24 protein-coding genes and 1 pseudogene are annotated in these 22,213 nt (G+C 68.8%); 13 read left to right on the top strand and 12 right to left on the bottom strand.

Going from position 1 to position 22,213, the window contains the following annotated elements:
- Nucleotides 1-135 precede the first annotated feature (135 nt).
- Nucleotides 136-471: a nucleotidyltransferase domain-containing protein gene (locus tag ACKUU6_RS07240; RefSeq protein WP_407987634.1), complete on the top strand. Its 336-nt coding sequence runs from the start codon at nt 136-138 to the stop codon at nt 469-471.
- Nucleotides 472-483: 12 nt separating this feature from the next.
- The gene (locus ACKUU6_RS07235) at nt 484-759 is read left to right on the top strand and encodes a hypothetical protein (protein ID WP_407987633.1); all 276 of its coding nucleotides are present in this window, start codon (nt 484-486) and stop codon (nt 757-759) included.
- A 31-nt stretch (nt 760-790) separates the two neighbouring features.
- Here the strand turns inward: ACKUU6_RS07235 and ACKUU6_RS07230 are convergent, their stop codons facing one another.
- Nucleotides 791-1,744 carry a class I SAM-dependent methyltransferase gene (locus ACKUU6_RS07230; protein WP_408649626.1) on the bottom strand — a complete coding sequence of 318 codons (954 nt, stop codon included), beginning with the start codon at nt 1,742-1,744 and terminating at the stop codon, nt 791-793.
- Nucleotides 1,745-1,773: 29 nt separating this feature from the next.
- Between ACKUU6_RS07230 and ACKUU6_RS07225 the strand changes: the two genes are divergently transcribed.
- Nucleotides 1,774-3,534 (top strand): proline--tRNA ligase, encoded by a 1,761-nt coding sequence (locus ACKUU6_RS07225; protein ID WP_407987631.1) that lies wholly within the window; start codon nt 1,774-1,776, stop codon nt 3,532-3,534.
- A gap of 341 nt (nt 3,535-3,875) precedes the next feature.
- On the opposite strand, the pseudogene ACKUU6_RS07220 reads toward ACKUU6_RS07225, so the two are convergent.
- The 9 genes and pseudogenes from ACKUU6_RS07220 to ACKUU6_RS07180 all read right to left on the bottom strand — a co-directional run.
- Nucleotides 3,876-4,214, bottom strand: a pseudogene (locus ACKUU6_RS07220) (PIG-L deacetylase family protein); the annotation flags it as partial.
- Nucleotides 4,211-5,092 (bottom strand): radical SAM protein, encoded by an 882-nt coding sequence (locus ACKUU6_RS07215; RefSeq protein WP_407987630.1) that lies wholly within the window; start codon nt 5,090-5,092, stop codon nt 4,211-4,213. The pseudogene ACKUU6_RS07220 and the gene ACKUU6_RS07215, both read right to left, overlap by 4 nt.
- 55 nt (nt 5,093-5,147) lie before the next feature.
- Nucleotides 5,148-6,191, bottom strand: a complete 1,044-nt coding sequence (locus tag ACKUU6_RS07210) for a glycosyltransferase family 4 protein (protein ID WP_407987629.1) — start codon at nt 6,189-6,191, stop codon at nt 5,148-5,150.
- Nucleotides 6,192-6,272: 81 nt separating this feature from the next.
- Nucleotides 6,273-6,857 (bottom strand): hypothetical protein, encoded by a 585-nt coding sequence (locus tag ACKUU6_RS07205; RefSeq protein ID WP_407987628.1) that lies wholly within the window; start codon nt 6,855-6,857, stop codon nt 6,273-6,275.
- A 510-nt stretch (nt 6,858-7,367) separates the two neighbouring features.
- A complete protein-coding gene (locus tag ACKUU6_RS07200) occupies nt 7,368-7,952 on the bottom strand; it encodes a class IV adenylate cyclase (RefSeq protein WP_407987627.1) in 585 nt (194 codons plus the stop codon).
- On the bottom strand, nt 7,952-8,626 hold the full coding sequence (locus ACKUU6_RS07195) for an SAM-dependent methyltransferase (RefSeq protein ID WP_407987626.1): 675 nt from the start codon (nt 8,624-8,626) through the stop codon (nt 7,952-7,954). The genes ACKUU6_RS07200 and ACKUU6_RS07195 overlap by 1 nt, the downstream gene beginning before the upstream one ends.
- A complete protein-coding gene (locus ACKUU6_RS07190) occupies nt 8,544-9,185 on the bottom strand; it encodes a hypothetical protein (RefSeq protein WP_407987625.1) in 642 nt (213 codons plus the stop codon). Before ACKUU6_RS07190 ends, ACKUU6_RS07195 begins: the two co-directional genes overlap by 83 nt.
- On the bottom strand, nt 9,178-10,080 hold the full coding sequence (locus ACKUU6_RS07185) for a radical SAM protein (protein ID WP_407987624.1): 903 nt from the start codon (nt 10,078-10,080) through the stop codon (nt 9,178-9,180). Before ACKUU6_RS07185 ends, ACKUU6_RS07190 begins: the two co-directional genes overlap by 8 nt.
- 107 nt (nt 10,081-10,187) lie before the next feature.
- The gene (locus ACKUU6_RS07180; protein WP_407987623.1) at nt 10,188-10,880 is read right to left on the bottom strand and encodes an HAD family hydrolase; all 693 of its coding nucleotides are present in this window, start codon (nt 10,878-10,880) and stop codon (nt 10,188-10,190) included.
- 95 nt (nt 10,881-10,975) lie between these two features.
- Between ACKUU6_RS07180 and ACKUU6_RS07175 the strand changes: the two genes are divergently transcribed.
- Entirely contained in the window at nt 10,976-11,743 is a 768-nt protein-coding gene (locus ACKUU6_RS07175) for an XRE family transcriptional regulator (protein WP_407987622.1), read from the top strand.
- Complete coding sequence (locus tag ACKUU6_RS07170; protein WP_407987621.1) at nt 11,736-12,203, top strand: NUDIX hydrolase; 468 nt, start codon at nt 11,736-11,738, stop codon at nt 12,201-12,203. The genes ACKUU6_RS07175 and ACKUU6_RS07170 overlap by 8 nt, the downstream gene beginning before the upstream one ends.
- On the opposite strand, the gene ACKUU6_RS07165 is transcribed toward ACKUU6_RS07170, so the two are convergent.
- Nucleotides 12,191-12,754: an HD domain-containing protein gene (locus ACKUU6_RS07165; RefSeq protein WP_407987620.1), complete on the bottom strand. Its 564-nt coding sequence runs from the start codon at nt 12,752-12,754 to the stop codon at nt 12,191-12,193. The genes ACKUU6_RS07170 and ACKUU6_RS07165 overlap by 13 nt on opposite strands.
- A gap of 110 nt (nt 12,755-12,864) precedes the next feature.
- A complete protein-coding gene (gene metG / locus ACKUU6_RS07160; RefSeq protein ID WP_407987619.1) occupies nt 12,865-14,592 on the bottom strand; it encodes a methionine--tRNA ligase in 1,728 nt (575 codons plus the stop codon).
- A gap of 276 nt (nt 14,593-14,868) precedes the next feature.
- On the opposite strand from metG, the gene ACKUU6_RS07155 reads away from it, so the two are divergent.
- The 8 genes from ACKUU6_RS07155 to ACKUU6_RS07120 all read left to right on the top strand — a co-directional run bounded on the left by ACKUU6_RS07155 (nt 14,869) and on the right by ACKUU6_RS07120 (nt 22,198).
- The gene (locus ACKUU6_RS07155) at nt 14,869-15,321 is read left to right on the top strand and encodes a nucleotidyltransferase domain-containing protein (RefSeq protein WP_407987618.1); all 453 of its coding nucleotides are present in this window, start codon (nt 14,869-14,871) and stop codon (nt 15,319-15,321) included.
- Nucleotides 15,322-15,329: 8 nt separating this feature from the next.
- Nucleotides 15,330-15,488: a hypothetical protein gene (locus ACKUU6_RS07150; RefSeq protein ID WP_408649625.1), complete on the top strand. Its 159-nt coding sequence runs from the start codon at nt 15,330-15,332 to the stop codon at nt 15,486-15,488.
- A 404-nt stretch (nt 15,489-15,892) separates the two neighbouring features.
- Nucleotides 15,893-17,017 carry a tyrosine-type recombinase/integrase gene (locus ACKUU6_RS07145; protein ID WP_407987616.1) on the top strand — a complete coding sequence of 375 codons (1,125 nt, stop codon included), beginning with the start codon at nt 15,893-15,895 and terminating at the stop codon, nt 17,015-17,017.
- 166 nt (nt 17,018-17,183) lie between these two features.
- Nucleotides 17,184-17,723: a winged helix-turn-helix domain-containing protein gene (locus tag ACKUU6_RS07140; RefSeq protein WP_407987615.1), complete on the top strand. Its 540-nt coding sequence runs from the start codon at nt 17,184-17,186 to the stop codon at nt 17,721-17,723.
- On the top strand, nt 17,648-18,247 hold the full coding sequence (locus tag ACKUU6_RS07135; RefSeq protein WP_407987614.1) for a transposase: 600 nt from the start codon (nt 17,648-17,650) through the stop codon (nt 18,245-18,247). Before ACKUU6_RS07140 ends, ACKUU6_RS07135 begins: the two co-directional genes overlap by 76 nt.
- A gap of 676 nt (nt 18,248-18,923) precedes the next feature.
- Entirely contained in the window at nt 18,924-20,168 is a 1,245-nt protein-coding gene (locus ACKUU6_RS07130; protein WP_407987613.1) for a tyrosine-type recombinase/integrase, read from the top strand.
- A 793-nt stretch (nt 20,169-20,961) separates the two neighbouring features.
- Nucleotides 20,962-21,081: a transposase gene (locus tag ACKUU6_RS07125; RefSeq protein WP_407987612.1), complete on the top strand. Its 120-nt coding sequence runs from the start codon at nt 20,962-20,964 to the stop codon at nt 21,079-21,081.
- 133 nt (nt 21,082-21,214) lie between these two features.
- Entirely contained in the window at nt 21,215-22,198 is a 984-nt protein-coding gene (locus tag ACKUU6_RS07120; RefSeq protein ID WP_407987611.1) for a serine/threonine protein kinase, read from the top strand.
- The last annotated feature ends 15 nt before the right edge of the window (nt 22,199-22,213 follow it).

Here is a 22,213-nt window from a genome sequence, read left to right as displayed (position 1 = left end):
GGAGGAGCCGCGGGGCGCGCGGCTACCGCGCCGGGTGGACGTTCGGCGCCGCGCGCCGATCGTCCCACGTGAGGTCCCAGGAAGCGGACCGATTTGCGCTGCCGCCGCCCGATGGGAGGTACCAGGACGGAGGCTGTGATCGATACGAACTCGACTGTGCCGGCGCAGGGCCCGTGGGCTCCGCTGCAGCCGCACGAGGTGGCCAGGTTGTTGGCCGGAGCGGACTTTCCCTGGTGGATCGCGGGCGGCTACGCGATAGAGCTGGCCGTTGGCGGGGCGTATCGCGAGCACGGTGATGTCGACGTGCTGGTGTTGCGCCGCGACCAGGCCCGTGTGCGTCGCTGGTTCGGCGGATGGGATTTCCTGGCCGATCCGCCCGGTGCCGGGACGCTGCGCGCCTGGCCGACGGGCATAGGTCTTCCGGGCCGGGTGCACGACGTGTGGTGCCGCCGTGAGCCCGACGAACCGTAGTCGGTCCAGCTCATGCTGGACGAAGGCGACGGCGAGGAGTGGGTGTCGCGTCGGGACTCCCGGATCCGGCGCCCGTTCGTGCAGCTCGGCCACGTGTCCTCGACTGGCATTCCGTACCTGAGCCCCGAGGTGCAGCTGTTCTACAAGGCGAAGAATGTGTGGGAGAAGGACCAGCTCGACTTCGACCTGGTCTTGCCCCACCTCAACCCCGGCCAGCAGGCTTGGCTCGCGAACGCCCTGGAGCTGGCGCTCCCCAGCCATACCTGGCTGGGGAGGCTCAAGAGATAGACCCGGTCCTCACACCTAACTCGTCAGGTTCTCAACTGCGGCGGGCGGCAAAGAGGATATGGGTTCCACCGTCCCGGGCGCCGACGCTGGCGCAGGCGGCGGTCTCGTAGGCGATGAATCGTTCCCAGAGCTGCGGGGATCGTTCGATGTCGGCCAGGATGGTTGGGTCTTCGAGGCTTGCCCAGTTGCTGGCCGATCCCGCCAGGATCTCACCGCCGCATTCGGCGACGAGGGTAGCGATCTGTTCCCAGGTGAACATGCGGCAGACGTGGGTCATGCCGGGCACGTGGCGCAGGTCGCCGGTGCGGATGACGGCGTCGGTGACGTCGGTGCCGTAGCGGATGGCGAGTTGGGTGGCTCCTGGGAACCGGGCTCGCCAGCTGCCCCACAGGGACATGACCGAGGCGATCACCACGCCCTCGGGCTTCACGATGCGGAGGAGGCCGGCGAGGGCCTGGCGCTCCTGGTCGAAGGCGTAGGAGAGCGGGCCTCCGTAGGCAAGGACCATGTCGAACGAGGCGTCAGGGAAGCGACTGGTGTCCCGGACGTCGAGGGTGTGGCGTGCTTCGACGGCATGCTCGGATCCGGCCGCGGTGACGTTGACCTCGTTCAGGTGGAGCTGGACCGGGGAGATGTCGGTGACCACCACGCGGGCGCCGTGTTCGGCGAGCACCGTGGTGAAGCGGCCCGGGCCGGCGCCGATCTCCAGGATTCGCTGACTCTTCGTCAAGTGATTGACCATGAAGCGGCGGTGGATCTCGAATGAGACCCTGCCGGCGACATCCTTGGTGAGCCGGTCGGCTTCTCCTTCGGCGAAGGTGTCGTAGTAGCGGCGGATGGCCTCGACGGAGCGATCACTGCTGGGCGCGTCGCCCGGTGTGTCAGCCAACCTGCCTCCGTCCGTGCGCCGAGTCCGCCCGCCGCCGCTCTGCGGGCCCTGGCCTGGGCTTCTCAAAACGGAGCGATTCGGGCGAGGCTCCGCCACTAGAATGCGTCTCCCGTCGTGATGTCGGCGTGAGCGCCGCCGCGACACTCCGCAGTTTCACCGAGAGGACGGTCTCCGGTCTCATGCGCTGGTCCCAGCTGTACGTGCCCACTCTCCGCGAGGACCCGGCGGACGCGGATGCGGTGAGCCACCGCCTGCTGGTGAGAGGAGGGTTCGTCCGGCAGCTGATGGCCGGTCACTACTCCCTGCTGCCGCTGGCCGTGCGCGTCCGCGCCAAGATCACGGACATCATCCGCGAGGAGATGACCGCGATCGGCGCCCAGGAGTTCGCCTTGCCCGCTCTGCACCCGGCTGAGATCTGGCAGCGCAGCGGCCGCTGGGAAGTGATGGGCGAGGAGATGTTCCGCCTCAAGGACCGCAAGGGCGCGGACCTGGCGCTCGGCATGACGCACGAGGAGATCTTCACCGTCCTGTCGCAGGAGCTGAAGTCGTACCGGGACCTGCCGCAGATGTGGTATCAGTTCCAGACCAAGTTCCGCGACGAGGCCCGCCCGAAGAGCGGCCTGCTGCGGGTACGTGAGTTCACGATGAAGGACTCGTACAGCTTCGACATCGAGTCAGCTGGCCTCGACCGTTCCTTCGATCTGCACAAGGCCGCCTACGAGCGGATCTTCGCCCGCCTGGGTCTGCCCGCCATCCCGGTGCAGGCGTCCAGCGGCAGCATGGGCGGCAGCGCGTCGGTGGAGTTCATGAGCCCCTCGAACGCCGGCGAGGACCTGGTGGTCCGCTGCCCGGGCTGCGACTACGCGGCGAACACCGAGAAGGCGACCTCCGCGCTGCCCGCCGTGGTCGACGGCCCGGGACTGGATGCCCCGGAGCGGTTCGACACCCCCGACGCGCGCACCATCGAGGAGCTGACCCGCCGTCACGAGGTGCCCGCCGAACGCCAGATCAAGACGCTGGTATATGTGGTCGACGACCAGCTGACCCTCGTCCTGGTGCGTGGCGACCACGCCCTGGTCGAGCAGAAGCTCATCGACACCCTCGCCGCCACCGCCGTCCGCCCGGCCACCCCCGAGGAGATCAAGGCGGCGCTCGGCGCGTCCCCCGGCAGCCTGGGCGCGGTCGGCGTCGCCGAGCTGCCCGTCCTCGCGGACGAGGCATTGCGCGGCCGCACCGATATGACCACCGGCGCCAACACCGACGGCGTCCACCTGCGCGGTGTGTCCGTCGAGCGGGACATCGCGGTGCGGCGCTGGGCCGACCTGCGCGAGGTGACAGCCGGCGAGCCCTGCCCCCAGTGCGGTACGCCGCTGGAGGTGGTGGTCACGATCGAGGTGGGCCACATCTTCAAGCTCGGCCGCAAGTACACCGAGATCCTGGGGGTGACCGTGCTCGGCCGGGACGGCGAGCGCGTTGTCCCGATCATGGGCAGCTACGGCATCGGCGTGGAGCGGGCCCTCGCCTCGATCGTGGAGACGCACCACGACGACAAGGGCATCATCTGGCCTGTCTCGGTCGCGCCGTTCGAGGTGGCCGTCGTCATGCTCGGCACGAGCGACGAGAAGGTGACCGAGGCCGCCGAGGGCCTGTACCGGCAGCTGCAGGGCGAGCGGGTCGACGTCCTGCTGGACGACCGCGACGAGCGGCCCGGCGTGAAGTTCCGCGATGTCGAGTTGATCGGCATCCCGTACCGGATCACGGTCGGCGCCCGTGGTCTGGCCGACGGCACGGTGGAGGTCACTACCCGGGCCACCGGCGAGACCCAGTCGGTGCCGGTGGCCGAGGCGGTGGAGCACGTCCGTAAGCTGCTGACCGCCGCCGTGTGAGGCGTCGGATTGTCAGCCCCGGACACTCGGTGGAACGCCTCGGTGAGAAGCGTTTCCGGGTAGCAGCGGAGGATCTTCGCGATGCTGCGCGCCTGGGTCTCGTAGTGGCCCATGGCGCGCAGCTTCGCCTCCAGGCTGCTTCCTACCGGTATCCGCGTGGTGGTGGGCAGCCGCAGCGTCTCGACCTGGTCGGGGGCCAGGAAGCCGGGCCGGGCGGGTTCGGCGTACGGGGTGGTGCTGGTCACTAGTAGCACGTCCGGGGTGGCGCGGTGGCGGTCGAGTGCGGCGAGGGCGATCCGGTGCGCGGCGAGGTGGTCCGGGTGGCCGTTCATCCCGTTGGGCGGAAAGGCCACCACTTGGCGGGGCGCCCAGCGGCGCAGCGCCTCCAGCACTAGGTTCGCTGCCACCGGTTCGTGCTCCGTGAGACTGCCGTCGGGCAGGTCGTGAACTTCGGCGCAGGTGACGCCGAGGGCTTTGGTGGCGAGGCGCAGTTCCCGCTCGCGGAGTGCCGGCAGTTCCTCCTCGGCGCACATGCCGAGGGTCCTGCCGGCCCCGCCGCGGGTCAGGGTGAGGGTGACGGCGATGCCGCCGCGCAGGGCGGTGCGGTGGAGGAGTCCTCCGCAGTGCAGGGTTTCGTCGTCAGGGTGGGCGGCGACGACGAGCAGGGCGGCCTGTGTCATGTCGTGGCCTCCGTGGTGGAGTTGTAGAGGTCGGCCAGGCGGTCGAGGATGTCGCCGTCGCCGATGTTGCCGATCAGGTTCCGCCGGTCGTTGGCGTCTTCGCTCTGCCAGGAGGTGGCCTGTGACTGTTCGGGTGTCCAGACGAGTCCGGCGGAGTCGATCAGCAGGTAGCGGTGCTTGCGGCCGCTTGCACTCTTGGCGGCGACCCGGAGTTGTCCGCGTGCGTTCTGCCTGGCGACGACGACCGCGGCCTCGAAGGCGGTGTCGCTGATGAGGTAGCGCTCGCGGTTGCGGTGGCCGAGCGGTCCGATCGGCATGAACTGGAAGAGCTGCCACTCCCGGGCGCAGGCGTAAGCCCCGAGCAGCTCGGCGACGGCCGCGATGTCCTGGGAGTTGCCCGCGTGCACGACCGTGTTGACGCAGACGTCGGCGCCGATGCCGTCGAGGAGAGCGAGGACCGCCAACTGGCCAGCGACGGTGGAGTGTCGGCGGAACTGCTGCTGCACGGCGTCGGTGCTGCCGTCGAGCGGGATGCCGATCAGGTCGGTGACGGCGGCGACCTCGGCGGCCGGTACGTGCTCGGCAACTCCCGTGCCCATGAAGCGGATGCGGGCCGTGCCGAGGAAGGCGGTGCCCACAGTGTCCAGGCGGATTCCGAGGCCCAGCCCGTGCAGGCCCCGCAGAAGCGGAACGATGTCAGGCCGGGTGAGCGGATCGCCGCCCCCGACGGTGATCTTCTCCAGGGCGAACCGGTCGCGTAGGCCGGCCGCGAAGTCCAGCACCTGAGAGGTGTCGCTGACGGTGCGGCCGAAGTAGTTGTAGCAGCCCGGGCAGGCCACGAAGCAGCTCTTGCCCGCGCTGAGGATGACACTGCGCATGGTGCCTCACCAGGAGTAGTGGGGACGGGAGTTGAGCAGTGTGCTGCCGACCTGATCAGCCCTGTAGGGCCGTCCGGTAGGCGGATTCGTAGCCGTTCGCCATCCGGCGGATCGAGAACTCGGACGCCACGTGCCGGCGGCAGGCCGCTCGCTCGATCGCCGGAAGGTGACGGATCGCGTCGGCCAACCCCTGGGCGTTGGCGGACAGGTAGCCGGTGATGCCGTCCCGTACGAGTTCGGCTGCGGCTCCGGTGCGCAGGGACACCACCGGCGTGCCGCAGGCCATGGACTCGATCGGGACGAGTCCGAACGGCTCCGGGATGAGCGAGGTCATCAGGGTTGCCGAAGCTCCGGCGAGGAGAGCCGTCTTCCTCGGGAAGTCGAGCTCCCCGAGGAAGGACACCCGCTCACCGTCCACATGCGGTTGGATCTGCTGCTCGAAGTACGCCTGGTCGCTCGGTTTGATCCGGCCGGCGATCTTCAGTGGAAGTCCTGCGTGCCTGGCCGCCTCGATGGCGACGTGCACGCCCTTCTCCGGTCTGATCCTGCCGAGGAAGGCCAGGTACGGGCTCGAGCTGGCAACCTCCGCGCCGAACGGGAACGCCTCCGCGTCGATGCCGTGGTGGACAGTGCCGAGGTAGTTGAGCTCCGGCAGGTGCGAACGCTGGTCTCGGCTGATCGCCACGTACCGCTCAGCGGCGAACCGGCGGAACAGCGGTGCGTTGTCCTCGTTGAAGAAGCAGTGCACGGTGTGGATCACCGGGGTGCGCAGTCCGTGGAGCGCCGGGATCGCCAGGCACCCGCTGTTGGAGTGCACGTGGGAGTGGACGACGTCGAACTCATCGGCACGGTCACGGACTTCCAGCAGCTGGAGCATGCGGTAGACCTCCGGCTCGCGGATGCGCGGGTCCGCGAGCAATGCCGTCCTACCAACGCCGTGGAGATTGCCGGCCACCTTGGAGTCGCCGGAGGCGAAGACGGTGACCTCGTGCCCGTCAAGGACCTGTGCCGCGGTGAGCTCGGCGACCAGCGACTCGACGGCCCCATAGCCTCGGGGAGGGACTCTCTCCCACAGCGGGGCCACGTGTGCGATGCGCATGTTCGTGCTCCTCCCGATGGGGCGGTTCGCCTCGTGGGCGAGCCGCCTTGAGTGGTCGAGGGCAGCGGATCTTGCTGTCCGTCAGATGGGCGTGCCATCGCGGAGTTCGGGGATCTCGGCAAGGAAATCGCGTACGTCGGCGGTGCACCTGCGGATCGCCGCCTCGTGCGAGCCGAGGCTGAAGAGGGTGAGGTACTGGGCGACGTTCGACTCGTAGATCCTCGGGTTGATGCCGTGTTCGGCCATGACATCCGGCCACAGGGGGAGCATCCACACGTGGAAGTGCGGCCGCTCGAGCTTCTCCTCCTGGTACATCTGCACGGCGGCCAGGCCCAGCCGCTCACGCATGGCCCGGCGGACGAAATGCGTCACCCGGCCGATCCGCTCGACGAGCGGCAGCTCCATCTCGTCGAGTGCGCCGATGTGCGGACGGACGCCGACGACCATGAACCCGGGCACCGCCCACTCCGCGTCCTGCCGGACGGTGATGACGCCGTCGTCGTACACGGGGGCCAGGATGTCGGGTAGGTGGCGTTCCGTCAGGTTCATGAAGCAGCCGCGGCAGGTGTCCTCGCTGACCAGACGGCTGGGGCCGCCGAGGAAGTCGAGGTAGCGGTAGCCGGGTGCAGCTACGGGAGACTGGGGGTGCGCGGGCGAATCGGGCACGGGTCCTCCTTCGGGTGCCTCCGGATTGCTGCCTGCAGGCGGGGCGGTGTCGGCTGCTGGCGTGCCGAACGGCCAACGAAGCCTCACCGAGTCCCGCGTTACGCGGCCTCCGGCATCAACTCCAGCTCGGGGCCGCCTGGTTGTGCGCGGCTCTGCCGCCGAACAAGCCGCGACCCGCAGGGCATCGAGTTCACGGACGGAAGCAGAGGCGCTCGAGCGGCCGTCGCCGCGGGGGCCCCAGCGTCGGCCAACCATCACGGGCCACGCCCTTGCGGCGGCTGCCGAGGAGTTGCAGGAGATCGGTCCTGGCCGGTGTCATCAGCTCGTCGTACATGCGAACACCGCAGGCCGGCCCGCTGCCAGCCACGGTGGACCCTGCGGAAGTTATCGACCGACCGGTTGCCGTTGTCGGTGGCCACTGAAGCGGACGGGCTGTCACGGGCAATATCGGCGATTCCGGGTATCACCCGTGGCAGCGCGGCAGGCTACGTCAATAGCGCGGCCTGGTCGTCAGTGCTGGGCAGCCGCAGGAGCCGACTGGGTCTTGTCGCTGTCGGCGAAGAGTAGGGTGGGCTCGGCGAGGATGTCCCGGCCGGACTCGCTTTTGTAGATCTCGTCGACGCTGCCGAACCGGGCCTCGGAGTAGTCGAGTTCGAGCAGGGCCGCAGCCTGACGGACCGACGCCTCGTCAGGTCCCTCGATCTCCAGGAAGGTCGGGAGGTCGGGCCAGGTGTCGAAGTCGAAGGCGACCTCGCCCAGGCGCCACTCCTCGCGGTAGTTCTCCTGGTAGCGGACCTCCTGCATTCCGAGGCGGCGCAGGATCTCGGCCATGGCGTGCAGGTCGGTGACCTCGGTCTCGATCTCGATGGTGCCGTCGATCGTGGTGGCGTCGGTGACCTGCTTGAGCGTCAGCGTCGAGCGGGTGCCCTCGTCGCGCAGTCGGACCCATGCGCCGCTGTCGAGCGCGTCGTTCTCGAAGATCTTGCGCGTCAGGAGGGTGCGCGGGAACGCCTGGTTGGCGCCGAGGGCGGTCAGCTTTGCCTTCAGGCCGTCGACGTCGACGGACAGGAACTTGGCCTCGTACTCGTGCTTCATCAGTCCTTCTTCCCGTAGAGGTGAGAGATGTTGGGGGTGCGAGCCGCGAAAAGCAGCCCCATCCGGTGGGTGTGGTCGCGGAGTTGGCCGAGGTGGGCCCGCTCGGTGAACTCGCCCGTCCGCAGCGTCAGCAGAACTCTCCAGTCGCTGGTGAAGTGACGGCTGAGCTTCTCGGGGGAGGTGTAGTGCTCGATCATGTGATGGCGCGGCTCGACGGGCATCATGAACTCCGCGCCGAACAGGCCGCCTCCGCGCACCAGGAGTTGCATGCGGGTGACGAATTCGGCGAGCGGGCAGTGGTGGTTGGCACTGTAGTGCCAGGAGCAGCTTGTCCAGACGGCGTCGCAGAGCATGTCCAGGGGTTCGACCTGGAGGAAGTCCTCCTCCAGGACCTGCACACGGTCCTGGAGTTCTTCGATCTTGAGCCGGTCGATCAGGCCCATGGCGTGGGCGCTGATGTCGCCCGGCAGGTGGACTTCGCCGCCGTGGAGGGCGAGCGGGTCGCGCTCGATGGCGATGACGCGGTAGCCGGCGGCTGCCAGGGGCAGGACGAACTTTCCGTCGCTGGCGCCGACCACGGCGACGGTGGCGTCAGGGGAGGCGTGCTCCTTCAGCGTGGCGAGGAACTGGGGGAAGAAGGTGAGGGTGTGCTCCCACAGGCTCTGTGTCTGCACGGTGGTGGGCTCCTTGCGTGTCGGCGGCGAGGATGGCCTCGATGACCTGGTTGGGGTCGAGCCCTGTGGTGTCGATGCGGTGCATCGGGAACCTGGCGTAGGCGTCGGTGATCAGGTGGGCGGCGTCCTCGCCGAGGCCGTCCCAGCGGGAGACCGGCTTGTCCCGTCCGGCCAGGCGGCGCCGACGCTCGTCCTCGGCGCAGACCAGCTGGTAGGTGACAGGTTGGGGCAGATCCGGCGGCAGCGTGACGCCCAAGCGGGCGCCGAGGGCCTGGTGATTGGCGAGGCAGCGGGCGAAATAGCTCTCCACGACGACCGGGGTGCCGGCAGCCAGATGGCGCTGTATGTCGTCGACAGCGGTGAACAGCGCGGAGAGGTAGAGACACATCCGGGCCTCAACGTTCTCGCGCATGTCCACCTCGCGCCGCAGCGGCTGGTAGAACAGCGGCACGGTCGGGACGAGGACCGCCTCGCGGGCCGCGGCGAGCATCGGCGCGATGGTCGACTTGCCGGTGCCGCGCAGCCCTTCGAGGCTCTCGAACAGCGGGCGGTCAGACACGCGCGTACACCACGTCCGGCACAGCGAGGGTCAACTCGTCGCTGGCGGAGGGCCGGTGGATGATGTGGTCGGCGAGCTTGTCGTACCAGAAGGCGTGCGAGTCCTTGCCGACGGCCTTGCAGGACATGGTGAGCGCGCCGCGCGGGTCCACCTCGATCCGCTCGATCTCTCGCGGGCTCCCGGCCGGAGCGCAGATCTCCGGGGCACCGCCCTCGGAGAGGTCCTCGTCGACGATCACCTCGATGGCCAGGTCGGCCTCCTGGAGCTGTTCGCGCAGGCGGCCGTATGCAGTGGGGTCGGTGATCAGCAGCTCGGGGTGCAGGGCGGCGTTGCCGACGGGACGCAGGCAGTGCAGCTTCAACTGCCGTGCCCCGAACTCCTGCAGGGTGCGGGCCAGCGGCAGTACCTCGTCGATGTTGCGGGAGGTGACCGTCATGGTCGCTCCCGTGCGGACGCCGAGCTCCCGTGCCAGGGAGAGGGCACTGAGGGCGCCCTGGTAGCTGCCGAACCTGCGGATGTGGTCGTTGGTCGCCCCGACGCCCTCCAACGAGACACGCAGGAAGTCGAGGTACGGGGCGATCTCGGTGAGCCGGCGCTCGATGCGGTAGCCGTTGGTGCAGATCTCGACCTGCAAGCCGAGCTCCTGCTTGGCGTACCGGACGACACGGGTGAGGTCCTTGTAGACGAACGGCTCGCCGCCGAGCAGGGTGACGGCCTCGGTGCCGTACTGGTCGCGCATGAGCGTGAGGAGGTTGACCGCCGCCTCGGGGTTGAAGGCATCGGCGTGCTTGAGCCGCTCGCCGTGGAAGCAGTGCAGGCACTCGAAGTTGCAGCGGTAGAGCAGCTGCAGGTACAGCATCCGGATCTTGCGGATACCGGTGACTTCCCCGATCACGTGGGTCTCCCTGAGGCAGGTGCCTGTTTGGAGAACCGATGGTGACCGACAACACGGGGACCGCATCACCGCGTACGCGGACAGTCCAAGGACGTCCCGGGACGTTTTCAGCGGCCCGCGAAAGACGTCAGCAACCGGAGAAGGCCGGCCGTGTCCGACAGATCTGGAAGCACTACTGGCGCGCCGGCGCTCACCAGTTCATCCCGGCTGTGAATGCCGGTGGCCACGCCGATGATCCCCGAAGCCGCGACGAGAGCTGCTTCGACGTCCCTGGGTGTGTCGCCGACCAGCACGACCGGCGTATCAGTGGGCAGGCCGCGCAGCTGGTGGACGCGCTGGCGGGCGATCCCCACCAGGTCGGGGCGGTCCACGGCGTCGGCTCCATAGGCCCCGACGCGCAGGTCCAGCAGTGGGTCAAGACCGAAGGCCGCCAGCTTGACGCGGGCATTGGCCGCGATGTTGCCGGTCAGCACGGAGGAAACCCAACCATCCTGCTCAGAAACCGCCTTGAGGGCATCTCGTACCCCAGGCAGAGCTGTGCCGCGCCTGCGGAGCTCCCCAAGTCGCTGTGCGCCGGCCTCGGCCAGTGCGGACTCGACGTCAGACCAGCCCGGCTCTGGCAGGCCGTGCCGACGGAACATCTCACGCATGATCAGGCGGTCCGTGCGGCCCTCGGTGGACGCCGCCCCGGTCGGTGCGGCTCCCGCGAGCGCGGCGAACGCGGCCGCGTAGATCTCCTTGCTCACCCCCGCGTTGTCAATGAGCGTGTGGTCGATATCCCACAGGACGATGAGGTGCATACCGCCAGCGTAGGTGCCCTGTCGAACCGTCAGCTCCGTCGAAACGTCCCGCACCGTCCTTGCAGAGCCGAGCGCGCCTAGGCTTGTATAGCTGCGTGAACGAGCGACTTCACTCCGTACTCACCCAGCGCGGTGTCGCGCCCGAAGCGCTCGCCGCAGCCTGCGAGGTGGACCCCAAAACCGTCGGCCGCTGGCTCCGCGGGCGGCTGCCCCACCCACGGCACCGCTTCAGCGCGGCCCAGCACCTGCGCGTTGAGGAGACCTTCCTCTGGCCTACGCAGCAACCCCGGGCGGGTCGGCCGGCCGGAGGGTTAGGTGTCGAAGTCGTCGGCACTTACCAGAACCGGGCCAGCGTTCCCCGCGAGATGTGGCTGACCCTGCTTCAGGAAGCAGAGGAGCACATCGACGTGCTCGTCTTCTCCGGCACCTTCTTCGCCCAGTCCAACCCGCACGTCACCAAGATGCTCGCCGAACGCGCAGCCGACGGCGTCCAGATCCGCCTGTGCTTCGGCGACCCGAACGGCCAGGCCGCCGCGATCCGAGGCCGGGAGGAAGGTATCGGCGACACCCTCGCCGCGAAGATCCGGGCCTCTCTCACCTACTACCGTCCGTTGCTGCCGGAGGAGGGCTGCGAGGTGCGCCTCCACGACACCACGCTCTACAACTCCCTCTTCCGCTACGACGGCACCCTGCTGGTCAACCCGCACGTGTGGGGTCAGCCGGCCAGCGCCAATCCCCTGATCCACCTCAAGCGAGTCGACGACACCGGCTGGTTCGACAACTACGCTCAGAGCTTCGAAGCCGTCTGGGCCACCGCACGGCCCTGGACAACCGAACTGGAGGGGACCACCGCGCATGGGTAGGACCGAATATCTCAACGACCCCGCCGCACCGAAGGCGAACACCCTCATCCCCGCCAGCAACCTGCTCGTCGTCGACGACAGCGGCGCGATCCTGCTCCAGCGCCGCCGTGACACCGGCCAGTGGGCCCTGCCGGGCGGTGCCCAGGACATCGGGGAGACCGCCGCCCAGTGCGCTGTGCGTGAGTGCCTGGAGGAGACCGGCGTCATCGCCGAAGTCACCGGCTTCCTCGGCGTCTACACCAACCCCAAGCACATCGTCGCCTACACCGACGGCGAGATCCGCCAGCAGTACGAGAACGCCTACATCGGCCGCCCCGTCGGCGGCGAACCCACGATCAACGACGAGGCGGACGGCGTCCGTTGGATCCAGCCGGCCGATCTCGACCAGTACGACATCCACCCCAGCATGCGCCAGCAGATCGGCGACTATCTCGCCGGCACCTACCCCTACCTCGGCTGAGCCGACAGCGCCGCCTCCACCCGTGCCACCGCCGCGAAGATCTCCGGCGACGCCCGGCGGATGAAGCGCCCCACCAGGCTGTCCGCCCCGTAGCGGCCGACGATCTCCGCCACCCGCTCCTTGGCGGTGGTCGGCTCACCGTCGGGTGTCGTCGTCATGTCGCACCACACCAGTGCGTCGACCAGCAACTGGTCCTCCACCAACGGGAATTCCACTTCCAGGGCATTCCGTAGCCCGCGCTCCTCCGCTTCCAGCAGGGCGAACGAATGGTTCGCCACCAAGCGGACCAGGCGCTCATCCGCCTCGTGGACGTCGCGGAGGAACCGGGCACCGTCGAGGGGGTGGAATCCTGTGGCTGCCAGCCGTGGCGCATAGCCGACGTCGTGCAGCACGGCTGCCGCGCGGAGAAGGTGGGCGTCGTCACCCAGCACCGTCCTGAGCTCCGCCGCGCGTGCCGCCACGCCCTGCGAATGCGCCCACCGTCGCGGAAGCGAGCCGCCCAGCTCTGCCTCAGCCGTGTGCACCGCCCAGTTCGTCAGCTCGTCGTCCATGCCGGATACATGCCCAACAGAGCAGGCAGCAGTCGGCCCGTCGGGCAGGCCGACCGGGCCGACGTCATGGCTCTGCAGCCCGCGACGCGGCCGCCCCTACACCCTTGCGTCTACTGGCCGCCGAACCGGGTGGACCAGGCCTCCAGGTCCTCGTCCGTGATCTTGGCGAAGAGGACCGGCGGCACAGTGAAGCCGGTACCGGCCGGCACGAAGTCCAGCGCCTGGGCCTCCTGCGCGCTCACCCACGCCTGCGTGCGAGCCGGAGCATCCTCGGCGAGCGCGAACGACTGGCGTGCGGCCTTGCTGCTGGCCGGGATGAACGGCTCCGAGACGACCGAGTAGAGGTAGATCAGGTTCATCGCCGTGCGCAGGGTCAGCGCGGCGGCCTCCGGGTCGGTCTTGACCTGGAGCCAGGGCGCCTTCTCGTCGAGGTAGGCGTTGCCCGCGCTCCAGAGCGCGCGCAGACTCTGCGCCGCCTTACGGAAGTTGAGCGCGTCGAGGTTGCTCTCGTAGTCCGCGAGCAGTTCGGCGATCTGGGCGCCGAGGCGCTGCTCGGCCTCGCCCGCCTCGTGGCCGGCGGGGACGTCGTCACCGAAGCGCTTGCGGCTGAAGGAGAGCACGCGATTGACGAAGTTGCCGAGGGTGTCGGCGAGGTCCTTGTTGACGACGGAGGCGAACAGGTCCCAGGTGAAGCTGGAGTCGTCGGACTCGGGGGCGTGCGCCATCAGGAAGTAGCGCCAGTAGTCGGCGGGCAGCAGCTCCAGGGCGACGTCGGTGAAGATGCCCAGCTTCTGGCTGGTGGAGAACTTGCCGCCGTAGTACGTCAGCCAGTTGAAGGCCTTGACGTAGTCGACCTTCTTCCACGGCTGGCGCGAGCCGAGGATCGTGGCGGGGAACATAACCGTGTGGAACGGGACGTTGTCCTTGGCCATGAACTCCGTGTACCGGACGGTGTCGTCGGCCTCGTACCACCAGGACTTCCAGTCCCGGGTCTCGCTGGCTGGGGCTGCGTCCGCCCACTCCTTCGTCGCGCCGATGTACTCGATCGGGGCGTCGAACCAGACGTAGAACACCTTGCCCTCGGCGGCCAGTTCGGGCCACACGTCGGCGGGGACGGGGACGCCCCACTCCAGGTCGCGGGTGATGGCGCGGTCCTGCAGGCCCTCGGTCAGCCACTTGCGGGCGATGGAGGAGGCGAGCACCGGCCAGTCGTCGCCGTTGGCGGCGATCCACTCCTCGACCTGGTCCGTCAGCTTCGACTGGAGGAGGAAGAGGTGCTTGGTCTCGCGGACCTCCAGGTCCGAGCTGCCGCTGATCGCGGAGCGGGGCTCGAGCAGGTCGGTGGGGTCGAGGACGCGGGTGCAGTTCTCGCACTGGTCGCCGCGGGCCTTGTCGTAGCCGCAGTGCGGGCAGGTGCCGACGATGTAGCGGTCCGGCAGGAAGCGCTCGTCGGCGACCGAGTACACCTGGCGGATCGACCGCTCCTCGATGAAGCCGTTGGCGTGCAGCTCGCGGGCGATCTCCTGGGTGATCTCCCGGTTCTGCGGGGAGGAGCTGCGGCCGAAGAAGTCGAAGGACAGCTGGAAGCCGTCGTAGACGGCCTTCTGCTGGTCGTGTGCCTGCGCGCAGAAGTCGGCGACCGGGAGGCCGGCCTCCTTGGCGGCCAGCTCGGCGGGGGTGCCGTGCTCGTCGGTGGCGCAGATGTAGAGGACCTCGTGACCGCGCTGGCGCAGGTAGCGGGAGTACACATCCGCCGGGAGCATCGATCCGACCATGTTGCCCAGGTGCTTGATCCCGTTGATGTAGGGAAGGGCGCTGGTGATCAGGTGTCGAGCCATCCTCGGATGCTCCAATTATCTTCTGCGGCCACCCCAAGGTGCGCCGCGGCGGGCACGTCTGGGGCGAGGCCAGCACCCGATCTCACCGATCGGCCTGGCAACCTCACGGAACAGTGAACTGCTGTGGGCAGCAGCATCGTACCGAAGTCGGCCCTACGCCGAGCACGACTTTCCCACCCGCGCAATCAGAACCGGTCGTCCCGAACAGGCGGCCAAGCGAGCCCGGGACGACCAGCGTCCAGCAGCCTACCGGTGTCGGGTGCCAGGATGGGCGCTGTGATCAACGCGAACGAGCCGGCGCAGGAGCCGTGGGCTCCGCTCTCACCGAAGGAGGCGGCCGAGCTGCTGGCCGGGGCGGACTTCCCTTGGTGGATCGCGGGCGGCTACGCGATCGAGCTGGCCGTCGGCGGGGCGTATCGCGGGCACGGCGACCTCGACGTGCTGGTCCTGCACCGTGACCAGGCCGGGGTCCGCCGGTACTTCGGCGAGTGGGATGTCTTCCTGGCCGATCCGCACGGAGCGGGGACGCTGCGGACCTGGCCGATGGGCGAGGACCTGCCGAGTCGGGCGCACGACGTGTGGTGCCGCCGTGCACCCGACGAACCGTGGTCGGTGCAGCTCATGTTCGACGAGGCCGACGGTGACGAGTGGGCCTCATGTCGGGACTCTCGCATCCGGCGGCCGACCACGCAGCTGGGCCGGTGTCCTCCACTGGGATCCCGTACCTGACTCCCGACGTGCAGCTCTTCTACAAGGCGAAGAACATCCGAGAGAAGGACCAGCTCGACTTCGACCGGGTCCTGCCCCACCTCGACGTCGGCCAGCGGGCCTGGCTCGCGGGCGCCCTGGAGCTGGTCTTTCCTGGGCACGTCTGGCTGAGCCGGCTCAGGCCGTAGGACCGAAGGTGAGCAGCGGAACGTCGTAGAGGGCAGGGTTCGCGATGCACACACCGGGAGCGGGCACGACAGCGTCGCTGCCCGGCGACAGTAACTCCTTGTGTGACCCTCATCGCTCAGGCCCACCGGGGCCTGTGCCCGTGCGGACTCTCACTGAGAACCCCCAGGTCAGCGGCAGGATTCAGGGCTGGTGGTCGCATGGTGGTCGCAGTCGGCCATCCGGGTGCCGTTAGTCTCCGGAGCTGATCGGGAGTCAGGTCTGCAGGAGGAGCGAGGAAGTGCGTTGTTCAGGCCGTCGGGGCCGGGTCTACCGTCGGTGCGGGTGCCGTGACGGGGAGCGGCGCCAGCTGGGGGCCGCGTGCCCGCGTCTGGCTGAGGGAGGGCACGGCACCTGGACGTTCGCCGTGGACATCCCCTCCCTGGATGGCCGGCGGCGCACAGTTCGGCGTGGCGGGTTCGAGGACGAGTGGCATGCCGAGACGGCGTTGCGGCGCCTCCTGGAGGGCCGACGGCTGGGGTTCGACGCGGATCCGCACGAGACGGTCGCCGCCTACCTGACCCGGTGGCTGAAGTCGATGGAGTTCCTGCTCAAGCCCACCACCTTCGTCCGCTACCGCGCCTACGTGTTGGGCGAGCTCATCCCCGTGTTCGGCGAGATGCGGCTGGAGGAGCTCGCCCACGACCACATCGCCGCCTACACCCACCGGCAACTCGCCGCCGGCCGTGGGCGCCAGGCCCTCTACCACTGCCTCGCCACGCTCTCCAGCGCGCTGGGCTCGGCGGTGCGCAGCCACCGGCTGCCGTTCAACGCCGCCCAGCCGATGCCGATCCGAAGGCCCCGCTCGGATGAGCGGGTGCCCTGGAGCGCGGAACAGGCCGTCGAGTTTCTCACCCACTGCCGGGACGTCGACCCGGCGTTCGCCGACCTCTTCGAGGTCATCGTCGGGACCGGCCTGCGCAAGGGCGAGGCGCTCGGGCTCCAACGCCGGTGCGTCCGGATCGAGGACCGCGTCATGTTCATCCGCCACACGCTCTCCGCGATCGACAACCACGAACTCGTCCTGACCACACCCAAGACGAAGAAGAGCCGCAACTGGGTGCCCCTGTCCGACCGGGTTGCAGCGGCCCTGGAGCGCGCCATCGCCAGGAACACCTCTACCGACAACGACCACGTCTTCCAGGACGCCGATGGCAAGCCCTTCCACCCGGCCGCGGTCCGCCGGCGCTTCCACGAACTGCGCAAGCAAGCCGGACTGCCCCACGTCACCATCCACGACCTGCGACACCTCGCGGCCACCCTCGCGCTCGAGGGCAACGTCTCCATGGCCGTCATCTCCAAGACCCTGCGCCACTCCACGCTTTCGACCACCGCGAACATCTACAGCCACCTGACCTGGGACGTCGCCATGGCCGCGGTGCACACCATCGAAGCCAGACTCCACCTCGTCGAAGCCCTGGCCCGCTCCAGTGCCGGCGTCCTCGACCTCGGCGGGCCACCACCCAACCCCCTCTTCAGCCACGCGGCCTGACAGCCCAACAGCTGACACAGGCTCGGTACGCCGAACCGGTCGCACCGACGGGACCGAGCAGCCGGCCTCCCAGCTCGTACTGAACTTGAATGCGTGATGTCGCTCGGACGGGTGAAGCAGCAGCGTTCGCCTGCCGGTGGAGGGACGGTCCCGGTAGTCGTGTGCTGTGAGATATGCACAGGGCGGCGGTTTGACCGACGCGGAGAGGGCGGCGCGGGAGCGGATCCGGCAGCAGGCCGTGGAGCGCTTCGAGGGCGGCGAGAAGAACCGGGAGATCGCGGCCGCGCTGCGGGTGAGCGTGCGTTCGGTGGAGCGCTGGCGCCGGCAGTGGCGCGAGGGCGGTTCGGCAGGTGTGGCTTCGAAGGGATCGCCCGGTCGTCCGAAGCTGTCCGACATCCAGATCGTGCGACTGGAGCGGGAGTTGGAGCGCGGGCCGCTGGTCCACGGCTGGCAGGACCAGCGGTGGACCCTGGCACGGGTGAAGACGTTGATCGGCCGGCTGTTCCACGTCTCCTACACCGTGGAGGGCACCTGGGCCCTGCTCAAGCGGCACGGCTGGTCGTGGCAGCAACCGGCCCGCCGGGCGATCGAACGCGACGATGCGGCAGTGGAGTTGTGGAAGAAGGACACGTGGCCGCAGGTAAAAGCGCCGCGGCGGCCCGCGACGCCTGGCTCGTCTTCGAGGACGAAGCCGGGCAGTCGATGAGGCCGCCGCGCGCCAGGACCTGGGGCAGGCTCGGGTGTACCCCCGTCGTGCGGGTGCGCGGCCGGGGATCCGGTCGGGTCTCCATGGCGGGGCTGAGCTGCTACAAGGCGGGTCAGCGGTCCCGGATGTTCTACAGCTTCCACGTCTACCGCGGCCGCAAGGGCGAGAAGAAGGGCCTGACCTGGCAGGACTACCGGGACCTGCTGATTCGCGCGCACATTCAGCTCGGCGGCCCGATCGTGCTCGTGTGGGACAACCTCCGCGCCCACCTGATGCCGCCGATGCAGGAGTTCGTCCAGGCGAGTAAGGACTGGCTGACCGTCTTCCAACTCCCCTCGTACGCACCGGACCTCAATCCGCAGGAGGGCATCTGGTCGCTGGTCAAGCGCACCATCGGCAACCTCGCCGCCGCCGATCTCGATCAACTCGCCCGAGCTGTCAGGCGCAGCTTGAAGAAGATCCAGTACCGGCCTCACCTCATCGACGCCTGCCTCGCCACCACTGGCCTGATCATGGACGGCTGATCAACCTCAAGCCGACATCACGAATTCAAGTTCAGTAGCCGGGCCCGATAAACGTGCGGAAAATCGAAGCAGATGACGCCGCAGGTTCCTTCGGCATGCCCGCTTCCCGAAAATCCAGCCCACTTCGGCATCGCGGACGCGACCCGCCCGCAGCCGACGGCACGCGGATTCCCAGATAGGCGGACTGACGACCCGTCACAACCGCATGGAAGGGGCTAGAGCTGCGGAGATGCCCCCGACGAGGTGGTGTGAACGAGCGTTCACGACCACATTGCGACCACCAATGGAAAAGGCCACTCTCATCATTTCGATAAGAGTGGCCTCCGACCTGCATAAATGCCGGTCGGGACGACAGGATTTGAACCTGCGACCCCTTGACCCCCAGCGCCCGCAGTCACTGCCAGCGACGATGATCTGACGAGCCTTCAGTAGGTGTAGTCGTGGTCCCAGAGGATCCCCCGACGGCGTCACCCTACCGGGGCGGTGCGGGTCGCAGATCAGGGGCCGACTACCCACCGGTCGCACGGGGTGATCATCCGGGCGGCGTGTCGTTCTGAGCGTGTCGTCGCTGGTCAGCCCCGGCGTGCCTCGCGCACTGCCCTGCACGCTCTGCCGCCGCACCCGCCCGTCGGGCGAATCTTGGTCCCGCAATCACCGGTCCGAGATGGAGGCGTACATGGGGCAGCGTATGAAGCGGGGCAGGGTCTACCGGCGGTGCGGCTGCAAGGGCGCCGACGGGAAGCAGCTCGGTGCATGGTGCGTGCGGCTGCTGGAGGACGCGGGGCACGGGACGTGGACCTACGCCGTCGACCTGGCTCCTGAGGACGGAATGCGCCGCACTCGCCGTCGGGGCGGTTTCATCTCCCGGGCCGAGGCGGCCCGGGAGATGAAGGCGGTACTCGACGGTGAGCTGCGCGGTGTCTACGAGGACCGCCGCACCACCGTCGCGAGCTTCCTGCGGGAGTGGCTGACCACCAGGGAGCCGAATCTCGCCCCGAACACGTTCGCGGGCTATCAGGCCTGCGTGGAGCGCGACCTGATCCCCGCCTTCGGCCACCGCCGCCTTCCGGACCTTCGCCCCAAGCACATCGACGACTGGATCACCGACCAACTCGCAGCCGGCCGAGGGCGCGTGACCGTCTACCGGGCCGTCTCGACCCTGCGCAACGCGCTGAACCACGCGGTGCGCTCGTGGCGGCTGCGCTACAACCCCGCCAAGCACTCCGTCCCCACCAGGCCCCGCGCCGAGGAGCGGGTGTGCTGGACCCCCGACGAGGCCGCCGCGTTCCTGCGCCACAACGTCGCACACTACGCCGACCGGCTCAGCGACCTGTTCGAGGTCATGCTCGGCACCGGCATGCGCCGCGGCGAAGTCCTGGGCCTGCACTGGTCCGACGTTCACCTCATGGACCGCCAGCTCTACGTCCGCTGGACCCTTGCCGCCGTCAACAACAACGACATTCTCTTCCGCGAGCCCAAGACCGAGGCCAGTCAGGCCTGGATCAGCCTCTCCTCCAGAGTCATGACCGCCCTTCATCGCCAGGCCGCCCTCCAGATGGCCGCCCACCCCGACGGCCGGCTCGAAGGGCTGGTCTTCGCCAAGCCGGACGGCTCGCCCCTGCGCCCGCAGTGGGTCCTCGACCAGCTCCGCAAGCGCACCACCGAGGCCGGCCTCCCCAAGATCGGCCTGCACGACCTGCGCCACACCGCCGCCAGCATCATGATCGCCGAAGACATCCCCGTTGCCGTCGTCTCCAAGACGATGCGCCACTCCGCCATCGCCATCACCATCAACCTCTACGGACACCTCCTCAAGGACTCCGCCGACGAAGCCGTCAAGGCACTCTCCACCGCACTCAACCGAGCCGACGCCCATCACGTCGTTGACGGCCCCACCCGCGCACTGCGGTTCGCCGCGTAGGCAATCACAGCCTTGGCCGTCATCGCCGCGCCGGGCAGGACGTTGGGCGGAGAAGGAACGCCGGTGGCCACGTGGACTGCCCGGTGGGAGTCAGGGCCGGTTGGTCCGCCGTCCGTGGTGGGACTGGCCTGCCCCGTTGGGGCGGGGTGGACTGCTTGGTGGGGAGCGGGCGCCGGGTCGTCCACCTGCCCGCTGTCCCGTCCTGTCCGTCGTGCCGGGTCCGCTCGCCCGCCGGGCCCGGCCCGTTCCGGTCTCCGCCCTCGGTCCGCTCGCCCCGCCGGTCCTGCGGCTGTCGGGCCGCCAGGCTGCCCGCTGGCTCCCGGGGGCTGCTGCTCCGCCCCCGCTCTCCGCCCTTCGGTCCGGCTCAGCCCTGGCCGTCCGAGCCGCCCGCCTGGTCCCCGGTTCCAGCCGCTCTGGCCGCCTGGGCCGGGTAGTTGCGTGACATAGCGGGTGTGACGGAACTGCGAGCGGCCCCCGGGCTTTGGTTCTGTCCCGTGACCTCACGGCGTTCCGGGCACTGGTTTCGCCTTCCGGTGGACCAATCCGGGCCGGTATCCCGGGCCCGGTCCGTCCGTTCGGGGCGCTGCAGGGCGCTCTGGTTTCGGTGACTGCTGGTGGTCGTCCGCCGGGTCGGCCGGGCGGCCTGATGGTCGGTCAGGGCCGGACGGTGGCGGGTGCTTCGTCGGCCAGGCGGTGGTCGAGGCAGCCGGGACGGTTGGGCACGCGGGCCTTCGCCCTGAGCGGTGGACACGCTGATACTGGATCTGCTTGATCCGGAGCGAGGACACCGCCGATGGCGATGAAGGACTACTCGGACGAGTTCAGGGCCGATTCCGTGGCCCTGTACGAGTCCACGCCCGGGGCGACCTACAAGGACATCGCCGCTGACCTGGGCATCAACAGTGCCTGCTGACGAAGAGCGGGAGCGAGTTGTGAAGGACTCTTGATCAGTTGAATCCCGGACGATACGATCACGATCCTCACCGTGCGTTGCTCGGCGCGCACTGTCGGCTTCCGTGGTCGATTGGTCAACCGTGGGGGTGTCCGTGCCTGATCAGGCGATAGCCGTTGCAGCCGGGGTTCCGCCGATCAGCTTTCAGGTCCACGACGCCCGGACCGGCGGTCTGGGCGGCGCCCGTGAAGACTTCGAGAAGATGATCGCCGAGCTGGCGGCCGCCACTAGACCGGGTGTTCGCATGATCGCGGCCAACCCCGGGGACTGGGGTATCGACGCGTTCGGGGGGAACCTGGGCGGCGCGATCGCGGTGTGGCAGTCGAAGTACTTCTACCCGGTCACCGAGGCGGGCCACCAGCAGAAGATCCGCGAGTCGTTCGCCTCCGCGCTCAAGGCCGCGAAGACCCAGGGGCACACGGTGGAGATGTGGGTGCTGTGCATCCCCTCCAGCATGGACGGGCCAACGGCGAAGTGGTGGGACAGCTGGAAGATGAAGCAGGAGAGGGACTACGGGCTCGTCATCGAGCTGTGGGACGAGACCGCGCTGAGGATCGCCCTGCACTCTCCCGAGGGGGACTCGGTCCGGCGCGCGTACTACGAGCCGTTCACCCCTGTCCCGCAGCAGGAACAGGGGCACGAGCAGTTGCGGCTTGTGCTGGAAGTCGAGGAGCAGAGAGCCACCGAGCTCGAGGCAGCACTGTTCGTCCGGCAGATGACCGCGGCTGGCCATGTCGAACTCGACTCCGCGAAGCGCCAGTTCTTCAACGCCGACCTGGTCGCCCGCGAGATCGCGCACAAGGCGGTTCCCGCCGAGCTCGCCGCCCTGAGCTCCACCGACGCGACACTGCACGGACTGTGGGAGATGCACTTCAACGACTGCACCGCGGAGGGCGTCCTCACTGCCCTCCACAGCAGGGTCTGGCGTGACGTGCGAGCCGAGCACGAACGCCTTCCCAAGGTCCTTCGGCTGGAAGTTGTCCACGCATGGGGGCTGGTTCACCGCCTCGTCGACAACCGCAAGGCCGGCTGGGTCAAGCACTGGCGAGAGATCGCCACCGCCCACGAGGACGTCTGACCCGCGAGAGGAGCA

It is taken from the genome of Kitasatospora sp. CMC57 (assembly GCF_045866025.2).
In the GTDB taxonomy this organism is placed as follows: Bacteria; Actinomycetota; Actinomycetes; order Streptomycetales; family Streptomycetaceae; genus Kitasatospora.
This window is presented reverse-complemented; position numbering and strand designations above follow the sequence as displayed.